This window comes from Ruegeria sp. F5 (genome assembly GCF_056533845.1).
In genome coordinates, this window is the sequence record NZ_JBQFOU010000003.1 from 54,354 (window position 1) to 68,210 (window position 13,857).

At 59.6% G+C, this 13,857-nt stretch carries 14 protein-coding genes; 9 read left to right on the plus strand and 5 right to left on the minus strand.

Annotation, left to right across the window (positions count from 1 at the left end; all coding sequences use genetic code 11):
• Nucleotides 1-66: 66 nt before the first annotated feature.
• The 5 genes from ACR0K1_RS05130 to ACR0K1_RS05150 all read right to left on the minus strand — a co-directional run bounded on the left by ACR0K1_RS05130 (nt 67) and on the right by ACR0K1_RS05150 (nt 5,299).
• Nucleotides 67-696: a hypothetical protein gene (locus tag ACR0K1_RS05130; RefSeq protein WP_480849082.1), complete on the minus strand. Its 630-nt coding sequence runs from the start codon at nt 694-696 to the stop codon at nt 67-69.
• Nucleotides 697-996: 300 nt separating this feature from the next.
• Nucleotides 997-2,814: a translational GTPase TypA gene (gene typA / locus ACR0K1_RS05135; protein ID WP_480849085.1), complete on the minus strand. Its 1,818-nt coding sequence runs from the start codon at nt 2,812-2,814 to the stop codon at nt 997-999.
• A 426-nt stretch (nt 2,815-3,240) separates the two neighbouring features.
• Nucleotides 3,241-4,404 carry an HD domain-containing protein gene (locus ACR0K1_RS05140; protein WP_480849087.1) on the minus strand — a complete coding sequence of 388 codons (1,164 nt, stop codon included), beginning with the start codon at nt 4,402-4,404 and terminating at the stop codon, nt 3,241-3,243.
• The gene (locus ACR0K1_RS05145; RefSeq protein ID WP_480611021.1) at nt 4,401-4,646 is read right to left on the minus strand and encodes a hypothetical protein; all 246 of its coding nucleotides are present in this window, start codon (nt 4,644-4,646) and stop codon (nt 4,401-4,403) included. Before ACR0K1_RS05145 ends, ACR0K1_RS05140 begins: the two co-directional genes overlap by 4 nt.
• Nucleotides 4,646-5,299, minus strand: coding sequence for an alpha/beta hydrolase (locus ACR0K1_RS05150; protein ID WP_480611019.1), 654 nt, complete (start codon nt 5,297-5,299; stop codon nt 4,646-4,648). Before ACR0K1_RS05150 ends, ACR0K1_RS05145 begins: the two co-directional genes overlap by 1 nt.
• Nucleotides 5,300-5,477: 178 nt before the next feature.
• Here ACR0K1_RS05150 and iscR point away from each other — a divergent pair, with 178 nt between their 5' ends.
• From iscR to ACR0K1_RS05195, 9 genes are all read left to right on the plus strand, one after another.
• Entirely contained in the window at nt 5,478-5,936 is a 459-nt protein-coding gene (gene iscR / locus ACR0K1_RS05155) for a Fe-S cluster assembly transcriptional regulator IscR (protein ID WP_480611017.1), read from the plus strand.
• A 48-nt stretch (nt 5,937-5,984) separates the two neighbouring features.
• On the plus strand, nt 5,985-7,028 hold the full coding sequence (locus ACR0K1_RS05160; RefSeq protein WP_480611015.1) for a cysteine desulfurase family protein: 1,044 nt from the start codon (nt 5,985-5,987) through the stop codon (nt 7,026-7,028).
• Between the two features lie 18 nt (nt 7,029-7,046).
• Entirely contained in the window at nt 7,047-8,567 is a 1,521-nt protein-coding gene (gene sufB, locus ACR0K1_RS05165) for a Fe-S cluster assembly protein SufB (protein WP_480849090.1), read from the plus strand.
• Nucleotides 8,568-8,772: 205 nt separating this feature from the next.
• Entirely contained in the window at nt 8,773-9,258 is a 486-nt protein-coding gene (locus ACR0K1_RS05170; RefSeq protein WP_480849092.1) for a hypothetical protein, read from the plus strand.
• Nucleotides 9,259-9,447: 189 nt separating this feature from the next.
• A complete protein-coding gene (sufC, locus tag ACR0K1_RS05175; RefSeq protein ID WP_480611006.1) occupies nt 9,448-10,203 on the plus strand; it encodes a Fe-S cluster assembly ATPase SufC in 756 nt (251 codons plus the stop codon).
• On the plus strand, nt 10,203-11,483 hold the full coding sequence (gene sufD, locus ACR0K1_RS05180; protein WP_480611003.1) for a Fe-S cluster assembly protein SufD: 1,281 nt from the start codon (nt 10,203-10,205) through the stop codon (nt 11,481-11,483). Before sufC ends, sufD begins: the two co-directional genes overlap by 1 nt.
• Complete coding sequence (locus ACR0K1_RS05185; protein WP_480611000.1) at nt 11,483-11,968, plus strand: YIP1 family protein; 486 nt, start codon at nt 11,483-11,485, stop codon at nt 11,966-11,968. Before sufD ends, ACR0K1_RS05185 begins: the two co-directional genes overlap by 1 nt.
• Nucleotides 11,965-12,567, plus strand: coding sequence for a YIP1 family protein (locus tag ACR0K1_RS05190; protein WP_480610997.1), 603 nt, complete (start codon nt 11,965-11,967; stop codon nt 12,565-12,567). Before ACR0K1_RS05185 ends, ACR0K1_RS05190 begins: the two co-directional genes overlap by 4 nt.
• A gap of 11 nt (nt 12,568-12,578) precedes the next feature.
• Nucleotides 12,579-13,799, plus strand: coding sequence for a cysteine desulfurase (locus ACR0K1_RS05195; RefSeq protein ID WP_480849094.1), 1,221 nt, complete (start codon nt 12,579-12,581; stop codon nt 13,797-13,799).
• Nucleotides 13,800-13,857: the final 58 nt, after the last annotated feature.

Consider the following 13,857-nt stretch of genomic DNA (forward strand, 5'->3'; position numbering starts at 1 on the left):
GCCGGTTCTTTGTTTTTGTGATGTCTAGAGCTTGGTGATTTTCGAAATCACGGGCCCGGCTTCAGGTCAGATGTCGTGGTCGCCGTCACCATCACCATCACCATCACCATCTCCATCACCGTCGCCGTCTCCATCACCGTCGCCTGGTCCGTCGTTGTCACCCGGTCCGTCGTTGTCACCCGGTCCGTCGTTGTCGCCCGGTCCGTCGTTGTCACCCGGTCCGTCGTTGTCACCCGGTCCGTCGTTGTCACCCGGTCCGTCGTTGTCGCCCGGTCCGTCGTTGTCGCCCGGTCCGTCGTTGTCGCCCGGTCCGTCGTCATCACCGGGTCCACCGTTGTCGCCGGGTCCACCGGTATCACCCGGTCCGCCGGTGTCGCCTTCATCGGCTGGGCCGTCTCCGGTTCTCGTGTCGGTGAAGCCTGTCGATTCGGTCGCAAAGTCGGATATCACGTCCGCCAGCGGAGAGCATTCTGCGCCGAGCCGCGCGATGATCCTGTCAAAGTCGTTGCGGCGCTGCAGGTAGCGGATCATCCCGGATGTGACAGCGTCGCATTCGCACAGAACCTGAGTCGATGCACCGGACTGACGCGCGGTTTTGATATCGCATACCCCTGCCGCAAAAGCTCCTCCGGCGGGAGATAAAAGGAAAGTGGTAGCCGCAAAAAACAGCGGCAATTTGCGTGATTGGATGCCCATGTCGAACTCCTCGGCACTTGTTAACTCTTTCACGTCGAACTTATGCACCACACAACTATCGGTGTTTATGAACAACGTCACACTTACGCCGCAAATACACCTTTTTGTAGTCAGATTTACAAGACTGCCAGAGGATGCATCGATTAGAATTAATCTTACTTAAAGTTGAAACGATAACGAAAACAGAAAGAAGGCCTGCCGTTGGGGCAGGCCTTCGCAAATTCACAATATCGAAACCCGAAGCAAAGATGCCACACAGCATCTATTGTTTCCGACGCGAACAGCCGGATCGGGTCAAAATCAGGCGGATCTTGCCATGCGTTTGCGCTCATGCGGATCCAAAAAGCGCTTGCGCAGGCGTACCGCGTTGGGGGTCACCTCGACCAGCTCGTCGTCATCGATATAGGCGATGGCTTCTTCCAGCGAGAACTGAACGTGAGGTGTCAGGCGAACCGCGTCGTCCGAGCCGCTTGCGCGCACGTTCGTCAGCTTCTTGCCTTTCAGCGGGTTCACTTCCAGATCGTTATCGCGCGAGTGCTCGCCGATCACCATGCCCTGATAGACATCAGCCTGAGGGCCAACGAACATGCGGCCACGCTCTTCCAGATTCCACAGCGCATAAGCCACGGCCTGACCTTTTTCCATCGAGATCAGAACGCCCGCGCGGCGTCCCGGGATCGGGCCTTTATGCGCGGCCCAACCGTGGAATACGCGGTTCAGAACGCCGGTGCCGCGGGTGTCGGTCAGGAACTCTCCGTGATAGCCGATCAGCCCACGCGACGGCACATGGGCGATGATGCGGGTCTTGCCGACACCGGCGGGGCGCATTTCGACCAGCTCGCCTTTGCGCGCGCCGGTGACTTTTTCGATCACAGCGCCCGAGAATTCGTCGTCCACGTCGATGGTGACTTCTTCGACCGGTTCCAGTCGCTGACCATCTTCTTCACGGAACAGAACCTGTGGGCGCGAGATGCTGAGCTCGAACCCTTCGCGGCGCATGTTCTCGATCAGAACGCCCATCTGCAGTTCGCCACGACCCGCGACCTCGAAGGCTTCGCCGCCGGGGGTGTCGCTGATGCGGATGGCGACGTTCGACTCGGCCTCTTTCATCAGCCGGTCGCGGATCACGCGCGACTGGACCTTTTTGCCATCCCGACCGGCCAAAGGTGAATCGTTGATGCCGAAGGTCACGGTGATGGTCGGCGGGTCGATGGGCTGGGCGGGCAGGGCCTCATCGACCTGCGGCGAGACCAGCGAATCCGCCACGGTCGCCTTGCTCATGCCTGCGATGGTGACAATGTCACCGGCTTCGGCCACGTCGATAGGCTGCTGCGCCAGACCACGGAAGGCCAGGATTTTCGAGGCGCGGAAGTTTTCGATCAGCGTGCCATCGCGGGACAGCGCCTTGAGGCTGTCGCCCGCCTTCAGCGTGCCGCTTTCCACGCGACCGGTCAGAATGCGGCCGATGAACGGATCGCTGCCCAGCGTGGTGGCCAGCATGCGGAAGGGTTCGTCTTTCTTGTCGGCCTGTTTCGGGGCCGGGACGTGATCGACGATCAGGTCGAACAGCGCGGTCAGGTCCTTGCGCGGCCCGTCCAGTTCCATATCCGCCCAGCCCGAGCGGCCCGAGGCGTACATGGAAGGGAAGTCCAGCTGGTCGTCATCGGCACCGAGGTTGGCGAACAGGTCGAAGCATTCGTCCAGCGCGCGGTCGGGCTCGGCATCGGGTTTGTCCACCTTGTTCAGCACAACGATGGGGCGCAGACCCAGCGCCAGCGCCTTGGAGGTCACGAATTTGGTCTGCGGCATCGGGCCTTCGGCAGCGTCGACCAGCAAAACCACACCATCGACCATCGACAGGATACGCTCGACCTCACCACCGAAATCGGCGTGGCCGGGGGTGTCGACGATGTTGATCCGGGTGCCCTTCCACTCGACCGATGTGGCCTTGGCAAGGATGGTGATGCCGCGTTCGCGCTCCAGATCGTTGCTGTCCATGGCGCGTTCAGCCACGGCCTGATTTTCCCGGAACGCGCCGGATTGTTTGAGCAGTTCATCGACCAGAGTCGTCTTGCCGTGGTCCACGTGAGCGATGATTGCGATATTGCGCAGGTCCATGAGAGGTCAGCCTTTGAACGGGAAGTTGCCGCGCGCATAACGCGGCGCGGCGGAATATGCCAGCCCTAACCTTTGGTCCGCGTCGTGCGGCCTGAAAAAACCGGCCAATGTGGTGGATGCGGGCTCGATTCCGGGCGGCAGGGGCGCAGGTCAGGATTACCTGACTATGGATTGCTGCAGAATGGTGTAGCATGCAGCCCATATTTATTGATTTGTTGGTGAGTATTTTCTGATGACGACATTTGCGAAGTCCGTCATTTTTGCTTCGGCATTGATAGCGGCGCTAGGGTGGCTTGCAGGCGGGGGGTCCGTCGATAGTGATGCAGCCAATCTGAGTGAACAGTCTGATGGTAGCGTGATTTAAGCGTCGTTCAGCTTGTAGCAGGGGGAAAGGGGCCTTTTTCGGCTCCTTTTTCTTTGCTGTGGTTAATCTGCTGATCCCACCACCGCCGAAAAATGGTCGGCCAATTGTGGTTGAAGCCAGCGCCAAAGCGCGGGCGCGCCTTTCTCGATGGCTGGCCTGACCCGGGATTCGATCTGCGCATAGGTGACGTTGTAATCCACCCAGGACCCGCCGCCGTTTTCCAGATTGGCGATTGGGGTTTGGAACCGGTCTACCGCCTTGGCAAATCGGGCGTCATGGCTCTCGGCTGCTTCGAACTCGCGCCAAAGATCGGCGAAGGCCGCGCCTTGGGGCAAGGGGAGCAATCCGAACAGGCGCGCGGCGGCGGCCTCTTCCTTGGCGGCCTGCGCGGCGTGGTCCACCTGCCCGTGGATCGGGTGATCTCCGGCGTCGATTTCGACAATGTCGTGCAGCAGGAGCATCTGCAGAACGCGGTCGATCCGGACGTTGTCGTCGGCATGCTCGCCCAGAACCCAGGCATAGAGCATGATGTGCCAGGAATGCTCGGCCGAGTTCTCGAACCGGTCACTGGCTATATTGCGAGAGCCGCGCAGAACAGATTTCAACTGATCGGCCTCGGTCAGCAGAGGCAGCCTTTGCGTGAATGCATTGTTCACAGGCGTATGGCCCGACAGAAGGTCCAGCGCATGTTGATGCGCCAAGGGGAATGCATCGACCAAATAGGCCGCGCGCCCACCGGCCAGATTGGCGCGGACCACGTCCACATGGTCTGGCCGGGGCTGCGATGCGCAGAGAACCTGAAACATCGGCTGGCAACGGTCGAGAATTTTGGCGAAGCGGGCGTCGGGTGTCTGGTCGGCTTCGAACTCGGTCCACAGGGCCAGAAACTCGGCGGCCTGATCCTGTGGCAGCAGGCCGAATAGTTCATGCGCAGCGGAGTGTTCCGCCTTTGCGAGGGCCTGCCAGTCGGTTTTTTCGTGGATTGGGTGATCGCCGACGATAATCTCGACCAGATCATGCAGCAGCAGCATCCGGATCACGCGGTCGATTAATACGTCCGGGCCGGCCAGCGGCGCCAGAACCAGCGCCCATAACGCCAGATGCCAGCTGTGTTCGGCGGAGTTTTCAGGGCGCGACTGGTCGAGCAGGACATTTGCCCGCTCAACCGTTTTCAATGCATCGGCCCGTTTCAGGAAAGCGATTTGCGCCGACAGCCGGTCGGTCATTGCTTTTCGATCGCCTTCAGCCGCTCGCGATGTGCGGACAGCCGTTTGATGACGAACTGGCGGGCCTTGCGTTCCGCCAGACGCACGCGGATTTCGGTCAGAAACGCCTCTTCCAGCGATTGCGACGCCGCGCCCAGAACCTCGCCGACCTCGACAAAGAACCGGTCTTCACCGGTCTCATCCATGACCTTCATCGTGTCCTCGGCCAGCTTGGCCGCAAGGTTCGTGATCGTGTCGGACATCAGCGCGTTGTCTCGGTCAGGCGGCGCTTCACATAATCGCTGACATCGGTGATCAGCGTGTCCATGTGGCGGTCCTGGAAGAAGTGATCGGCACCCTCGACCTCATTATGAGTGATGGTGATGCCCTTCTGCTCGTGCAGTTTGTTGACCAGCGAGGTGGTGTCGGCGGGCGGCGCTACGCGGTCCGACGACCCGTTGATGATCAGACCGGACGAGGGGCACGGGGCCAGAAACGAAAAGTCGTACATATTGGCGGGTGGCGACACGCTGATGAAGCCGGTGATTTCCGGGCGGCGCATCAGCAACTGCATGCCGATCCACGCGCCGAACGAAAACCCTGCGACCCAGCAGTGTTTCGAGTTGTTGTTCATCGACTGCAGGTAATCCAGCGCCGATGCCGCATCGCTCAGCTCACCGACGCCTTGATCGTATTCGCCCTGGCTGCGGCCCACACCGCGGAAGTTGAAGCGCAACACGGTGAAACCCATGTTGTAGAACGCGTAGTGCAGGTTATAGACCACCTTGTTGTTCATGGTCCCGCCGAACTGGGGATGCGGGTGCAGCACGATGGCGATCGGTGCGTCTTTTTCCTTTTGCGGGTGGTAGCGGCCTTCTAGGCGGCCTTCGGGTCCGGGAAAAATCACCTCGGGCATGTGTGCTTTGGTCCTGTCTTTTTCGTGCGGGTGCCCGGATATACTTGACGATAATCGTCGGACACCTTAGAACGGTTCTAATTATCTTGCTCAGCGCTATATCGCTGCCCGTCGGAGATACGCACTGGCGGCGGCGGCGTCAATGATTTCACGCGGATCTGGCTAAGAGGACGGGAATATGAAGCTTTCGACCAAGGGTCGTTACGCCATGGTTGCCTTGGCCGATATTGCGCTGCAGCCGTCGGACCGGCTGGTGACGCTGGGTGAAATCTCGGAACGTCAGGATATTTCGCTGCCCTACCTGGAACAGTTGTTCGTCAAACTGCGCCGGGCCGAGCTTGTGTCCTCGGTGCGCGGTCCGGGCGGGGGCTACCGGCTTGCGCGTCCGGCGTCAGAGATTCGCGTGGTCGAGGTGTTGGCTGCGGTCGATGAAACCGTTGATGCGCTGCAAAAGGGCGCGGGGGCTTCGGGGGCGTCCTCGGGCAGCCGGGCGCAATCGCTGACAAACAGGTTGTGGGAAGGCCTGAGCGCCCATGTCTACGTGTTCCTGCACCAGACAAGACTTTCTGACGTGATCAAGAATGACCTGGCTCCGTGCCCGGCTGTGCCCAGCCTGTTTTCAATCGTTGATGACTGAGATGAGGGTCCGATCCGCGATGAATCGCAGCGAGAAAAAGATGCATCCATGAAACGTGTTTATCTGGATCATAACGCAACAACGCCCCTGCGGCCCGAGGCGCGCGACGCGATGATCGCGGCGATGGATGTGTGTGGAAACCCATCCTCGGTCCATGCCGAAGGGCGTGCGGCCAAGGCGTTGGTGGAACGCGCGCGGGCGCAGGTGGCGGCGGCCTTTGGTGCAGATGGGGCGGATATCGTTTTCACATCCGGATCGACAGAAGGCGCTGCGCTGACGTTGGGCGGGCGTGATCTACATGGCGCTGCAATTGAACATGATGCGGTAAGGGCTTGGATAAATGAGGACTTGCCCGTTTCCAATGCGGGTATGGTCGCGGTTCAAAATCCCGCGCGATCCACGCTGCAACTGGCAAATTCGGAAACGGGTATCGTGCAATCCCTGCCGTCGGGTCTGGCGGTGACGGATGCAACGCAGGCGTTCGGAAAGCTGCCCGTTGCGTTCAACTGGCTGGATACGCAGATGGCGCTGATTTCGGCCCACAAGCTGGGTGGTCCCAAGGGGGTCGGTGCTGTTGTGATGAAGCGAGGCACCGATCTTGCCGCCCAGATCAAGGGTGGCGGGCAAGAGATGGGGCGCAGGTCCGGCACGGAAAATGTGTTTGGAATAGCGGGTTTCGGTGCTGCAGCTGAAGCGGCGGCACGCGATCTGGCGAACGGTGTCTGGGCGCAGGTTGAAGAATTTAGAAATATTCTAGAAAACGCTCTTGAGGCTGCGATAAAATCACCTATTTTTGTCGGAAAAGGTCAGGAGTGCCTACCGAACACGCTCTGCTTTGCCTCGCCCGGCTGGAAGGGTGAAACGCAGGTGATGCAGATGGATTTGTCGGGTTTTGCGGTCAGTGCGGGCTCTGCCTGTTCCAGCGGCAAGGTTCGCGCCAGCGCGGTATTGACTGCAATGGGATATGATGAGGTGACAGCAGCCAGCGCAATCCGCGTGTCGCTGGGCCCTCGGACAACGAAAGAAGATGTGCTGCGTTTCGCCGAAACGTGGCTTGAGAAAGAGAAAAAGCATCGCGCGCGGGCCGCGTGATCTGACGGAGGGTAAAAGATGGCCGCTTTGGACCAGACCCAGGTGAAAGAGGGTGTCGATCAGGAAACCGTGGATGCGGTGCGCGAGGTCGGGACTTATAAATACGGCTGGGACACGGATATCGAGATGGAATACGCGCCCAAGGGCGTGAACCCCGATATCGTGCGGTTGATTTCCGAGAAAAACGAAGAGCCCGAGTGGATGACCGAATGGCGTCTGTCGGCCTTCGAGCGCTGGACCAAGATGGACGAGCCGAAATGGGCGATGGTTCACTATCCGCCAATCGACTTTCAGGACCAGTATTATTATGCGCGCCCCAAGTCGATGGAGGAAAAGCCCAAATCGCTGGATGAGGTCGATCCCAAGCTGCTGGCCACATACGAAAAGCTGGGTATCCCCCTGAAAGAACAGATGATTCTGGCTGGTGTCGAAGGGGCTGAGAATATGCCCGCCGAAGGCCGCAAGGTCGCTGTGGACGCGGTGTTCGACTCGGTATCCGTAGGCACGACCTTTCAGGATGAGCTGGCAAAGCACGGTGTCATCTTCTGTTCGATCTCCGAAGCGATCAAAGAGCATCCTGAGTTGGTAAAGAAATACCTCGGCACCGTTGTTCCGGTCTCGGACAATTTCTATGCCACGCTGAACTCGGCTGTCTTCTCGGACGGGTCTTTCGTCTACATCCCGCCGGGCGTCCGTTGCCCGATGGAACTGAGCACTTATTTCCGTATCAACGCGGAAAACACGGGTCAGTTCGAGCGTACTCTGATCATTGCCGACAAAGGCTCGTACGTGTCCTACCTTGAGGGTTGCACCGCACCCCAGCGGGATACGGCGCAGTTGCACGCCGCCATTGTTGAGATCATCGTCGAAGAAGACGCCGAGGTGAAATACTCGACCGTCCAGAACTGGTTCCCTGGGGATGAGAACGGCAAAGGTGGCATCTATAACTTCGTGACCAAGCGCGCCGATTGCCGGGGCGACCGGTCCAAGGTGATGTGGACGCAGGTCGAAACCGGTTCAGCCGTGACGTGGAAATACCCGTCCTGCATCTTGCGCGGCAATGAAAGCCAGGGCGAGTTTTACTCGATTGCGATCACCAACAACATGCAGCAAGCCGACACCGGCACCAAGATGGTTCATCTGGGCAAGAACACCAAGTCGCGCATCGTCTCCAAGGGCATCAGCGCGGGCAAGGCGCAGAACACCTATCGCGGTCTGGTCTCGATGCACCCCAAGGCCAAGGACAGCCGCAACTACACCCAATGCGACAGCTTGCTGATCGGTGACAAATGCGGCGCGCACACGGTTCCGTATATCGAGGTCAAGAACAACTCGTCCCGTGTTGAGCATGAGGCGACGACCTCGAAAGTAGACGACGATCAACTGTTCTACTGCCGCCAGCGGGGCATGGATGAGGAAGAGGCCGTGGCGCTGGTTGTCAACGGATTCTGCAAGGACGTGCTGCAGGCCCTGCCGATGGAATTTGCCATGGAAGCGCAGCAATTGGTAGCGATTAGCCTAGAAGGATCAGTGGGTTAACACGCCATGTTGCAGCTTTGGACCAATCCCCAGGTTGCGCCGTTTGTGGCGTTGCGTTCCGCGGGTGTATGCCTGTCGGTTCTGCATTGGATCGGGGTGCGACATGTAGGCTGGTATCATCCTGAGATTGTGAATTGCTCGTCCCACTCTCGCTTGCTAAGCAGGCCAGAGCAGCAAATCAGAACGAGCGGTAACAGCGTCGATGATGGAAGAGCAGAAGTCGGGTTTTCAGGCGCGTGTCGAGCGCATCAATGCCCGGGCCGAAGAGGCCGCGAAACACCGGCCAAACAAGGCGCGCGGGCCAAGCCTGTGGCGGCGTCTGGCCTATCCGGCGGGCTTCGTCGCAGCGTTTCTTCTGGGCGTGGGGGCGATATTCCTGTTGCGCTATGTTCAGTTGCAGATGGTCGGCGTTCCCGGCGATGCCAAGGGAAGCACGCAGGATGTTGTCGGGCTGGCTTTGGCTGGCGGCGCGGTCTTCCTTATTTCAAACATGCTGAAAGGCGGGCAGAAAGAGTTTGCCAGCACCAGCACGTTGGCGATGCTGTTAACAACATTCACGTTTCACAACGCCGTATGGGCCTATCCGGATCTCTTCGAGCGGGTCTACGGGCCGGATTGGGTGGACGCGGTGCAGGATCACACGCCTGCATCAAGCATTCGGTTCTTCAACAACGTGATCGAGTTCGACTGACCGAACGACAACTCATCGATACAGCCGGACGGGCACCCAAATGTGGTGCGCGGACGCATGGCAATCAGCCAAATCAACGGGTGCTCAACTGCGCGGCCTCATGTCCTTTCGACGTGTGGGGCGCTGGGAATTCTGACGCGACAAGGACACAGCCATCTGCGTGATGGCATTGGTATAGACGAGGTAAAAATGCTGGAAATCAAGAACCTGCACGTTCAGCTTGAAGAAGAAGACAAGCAGATCCTGAAAGGTGTGGACCTGACGGTTGAGGCCGGCAAGGTGCATGCGATCATGGGGCCGAACGGCTCGGGCAAGTCGACCCTCAGCTATGTGCTGTCGGGCCGCGACGGCTATGAAGTCACCGAAGGCTCGGCCACGCTGGACGGCGAAGACCTGCTTGAGATGGAGCCGGAAGAGCGCGCGGCGGCTGGTGTTTTCCTTGCCTTCCAGTATCCGGTTGAAATTCCGGGCGTCGGCAACATGACCTTCCTGCGCACCGCCGTGAACGCCCAGCGCAAGGCACGCGGAGAAGAGGAACTTTCGGCGGCAGACTTCCTGAAAGAGGTTCGCGCCAAGGCCAAGACGCTGAAGATCGATGCCGATATGCTGAAGCGTCCGGTTAATGTGGGCTTTTCGGGCGGTGAGAAAAAGCGCAACGAAATCCTGCAGATGGCCATGCTGGAGCCAAAGATGTGCATCATGGACGAGACCGACTCGGGCCTCGACGTGGATGCGATGAAGCTGGTGGCCGAAGGTGTGAACGCTCTGCGCGACGAAGGGCGCGGGTTCCTGGTGATCACGCACTATCAGCGTCTGCTGGATCACATCAAACCCGACGTCGTGCACATCATGGCAGACGGCCGTATCGTCAAATCCGGCGGTCCCGAACTGGCGCTGGAAGTTGAACATAACGGTTACGCCGACATTCTGGCCGAGGTGAACTGATGGCTTTGCCGCAAACAAAACAGACCGCAACCGAGGCGCGGCTGGCGTCCTTGACCATGCCCGATCCGGGCTGCACCAAAGCGGCGCGCGAGGGCGCTTTGGCCCGCGTGCGCGAGATGGGATTGCCCGGTCGCCGTGACGAATACTGGAAATACACCCAGCCCGACACGCTGATCTCGCCCGATGCGCCGAATGCGGCCTTGTTCAACGCAGGCGAGCCGATGGTGTTCAGCGACGTCGACCGCCTGAAAATCGTGTTCGTTGACGGTGTGTTCAGCCCCGAGCAATCTGACGATCTGAGCCTTGAAGGTGTAAAGATCGACCGGCTTGAGGATATCTGCTGCAAGGATATCCATTGGGCGAAAGACCTGTATGGCAAGCTGGAAGAGCGGGGCCAGACCCCGGTGCAGCGCCCGCTGGCTGCATTGAACACGGCCTATGCGACGGACGGGGCGGCGATCCATGTGACGGGCAAACCGTCCAAGCCGATCAACTTTATTTATCGCCACGAATCCGAAAGCTCGGATGCGATCCTGCACCATGTGGTGCGCGTGGAAAGCGACGCCGAGGTGACCATCCTCGAGACCGGTCCGGCGGCGTCGCGGTTCAACAAATGCATGGAAATCGACATTGCCGACAATGGCACGCTGCACCACGTTAGGGCACAGGGTCGCGATCACGAGCGGCGCGCGGTGACGCATATGTTTACGCGTCTGGGCAAGGAATCGACCTATAAATCCTTCACCCTGACGGCGAACGGTGTTCTGACACGCAACGAACAGGTCGTTGAACTGACCGGAGATGACGCGGTGGCCCATGTGGCTGGTGCCTGCGTTGGCGATGGTGATTTCCACCACGACGATACCGTTTTCGTCACCCATGACGCGGTGAATTGCGAAAGCCGTCAGGTCTTCAAGAAGGTTCTGCGCAACGGCGCGACGGGCGTGTTTCAGGGCAAGATTCTTGTGAAAGAAGGCGCGCAAAAGACCGACGGGTACCAGATCAGCCAATCACTGCTGCTGGATGACGACAGCCAGTTCCTGGCTAAGCCCGAGCTTGAGATCTATGCCGATGACGTTGCCTGCTCGCACGGGTCGACCTCGGGGGCGATTGACGAAACCGCGCTGTTCTATCTGCGGTCGCGCGGTGTGCCTGCGAAGGATGCCACCAACCTGCTGACGCTGGCCTTTCTGGCCGAGGCGGTGGACGAGATCGAAGACAGCGAACTGGCCGAAGAGATCGTGACCCGTCTGGAAGGCTGGTTGGCGCGTCACAGCTAATGCCTGTCACAACAGATATCGTGGCGACCTATCGGGGGCCGGGGCGCGTTGTGCGCCGGCTTCTTGATATGGGCCCGCGCGAAGACCGGGCGCTGGCCTTTGTGATGGCGTTCTGCGTGGTGGCTTTTGTTGCGCAGATGCCCAGCCTTGCGCGCCGCGCGCATTTGGAAGGTGTGGAGCTGAACATGCTGCTGGGCGGGGCCTTGCTGGGCTCTGTCTTTATCCTGCCGCTGTTGTTCTACTTTCTGGCGTTGCTGTCACATTGGGCCGCACGTCTGGTGGGTGGTCACGGGACCGCCTATGGCGCAAGGCTTGCCCTGTTCTGGGCTTTGCTGTCCTCGGCACCGCTGGTGTTGCTGAACGGTCTGGTCGCCGGTTTCATTGGTCCGGGGCCCGCCCTGACGCTGGTTGGTGCCGTATGGGTTGCCGTTTTTGTCTGGTTCTGGTTATCCGGTCTCAGACAAGTGCAGAGGTCTGCGGAATGAACATGGCTTTTCTGGTCAATCTGGCAGTGCTGACCGTTACAACCCCCGCCGAGGCCGCGCGCCGCCTGCTGGCCTTGCACCCGGGGCGCGAGGTTTTGTGGCTGGCCTTCTTTCTGGCCGTTGTGCTCAACGGGCTTGTTCAACTGGGCATTGACTTTTTTGTAACGATACCCAGCGCCGAACGGCTGGCAGAGACTGCGGCCCTGCCGAATGCTGAACAACTGACCGCACCAGAGCCTATTCCTCTGGTGCTGGTGAAATCCGCCGGGGCAATGATGCTGAGCATCTTTGCCTTTCTCTATGTCGGGCGGTTTCTGGGCGGTTCAGGTACGTTTGATGGCGTCATGGTGCTGACGATCTGGCTGCAATACATGCAGATTGCGGCGCTGCTGATCTCGCTTGTTGTCAGCATTGCGTTGCCGGTCATGATGGTGATGCTGGTTTTGGCAACCGCGCTGCTGAGCCTTTACATCACGCTGCATTTCCTCAACGAGGCGCATCAGTTCGGGTCGCTGCTAAAGTCCTTTGGCGTGATCCTGCTGTCGGCCCTCGTCGCGGTTCCATTTGTCCTCATGTTGACCCCAAGCGGGCCCGTCTAGGAAAAACGCCAATGTACGATGTGCAGAAAATTCGCTCCGATTTTCCGATCCTGTCGCGGCAGGTCAACGGCAAACCGCTGACCTATCTGGACAACGGCGCCTCGGCGCAGAAACCGCAGGTGGTGGTCGACGCCGTGACCCGCGCCTATGCCGAGGAATATTCGAACGTCCATCGCGGGTTGCACTACCTGTCAAACCTCGCGACCGAGAAATACGAGGCCGTGCGCGGCACGATCGCGCGGTTCCTTGGCGCGGCGGATGAGGATGAGATCGTCCTGAATTCCGGCACGACCGAGGGCATCAATCTGGTCGCCTATGGCTGGGCCATGCCACGGCTCGAGGCCGGGGATGAAATCGTTCTGAGTGTCATGGAACATCACGCCAACATCGTGCCCTGGCACTTCCTGCGCGAACGTCAGGGTGTTGTTCTGAAATGGGTCGATGTGGGTGCCGATGGCGGGCTGGACCCGCAGGCGGTTATCGATGCGATTGGCCCGAAAACCAGGCTGGTTGCCGTCACCCAATGTTCGAACGTGCTGGGCACGGTGGTGGACGTCAAGGCGATCACCCAGGGCGCGCATGCAAAGGGCGTACCGGTTCTGGTGGATGGCAGCCAGGGGGCCGTTCATATGCCGGTCGACGTGCAGGACATCGGCTGCGATTTCTACGCGATCACCGGGCACAAGCTGTACGGCCCCTCTGGCTCAGGCGCGATTTACATCAAATCCGAACGCATGGCCGAGATGCGCCCCTTTATCGGCGGCGGCGACATGATCAAAGAGGTCAGCAAGGATCAGGTCATCTATAACGACCCGCCGATGAAATTCGAGGCCGGCACTCCGGGCATTGTGCAAACCATCGGTCTGGGTGTCGCGCTGGACTACATGATGGGTCTGGGCATGGACAAAATCGCCGCGCACGAGGCTGGTCTGCGCGACTATGCGATGCAGCGGCTGACGGGGCTCAACTGGCTGCAGGTTCAGGGCACCCGACCGGACAAGGCTGCGATCTTCAGCTTCACGCTGGACGGGGCAGGGCACGCGCATGACGTATCGACCATTCTGGATAAGAAGGGTGTCGCCGTCCGCGCCGGTCACCACTGTGCCGGGCCCTTGATGGATCACCTTGGCGTGACTGCAACCTGTCGTGCGAGCTTTGGCCTGTATAACACTACGGATGAGGTCGATACCCTGGTCGAGGCGCTTGAACTGGCCCATGATCTGTTCGCCTGAACGAGGGTCGGCCGACCGCCAAAACCTTTGCGCTGCGGACAGATTTCCAGTTGCACCC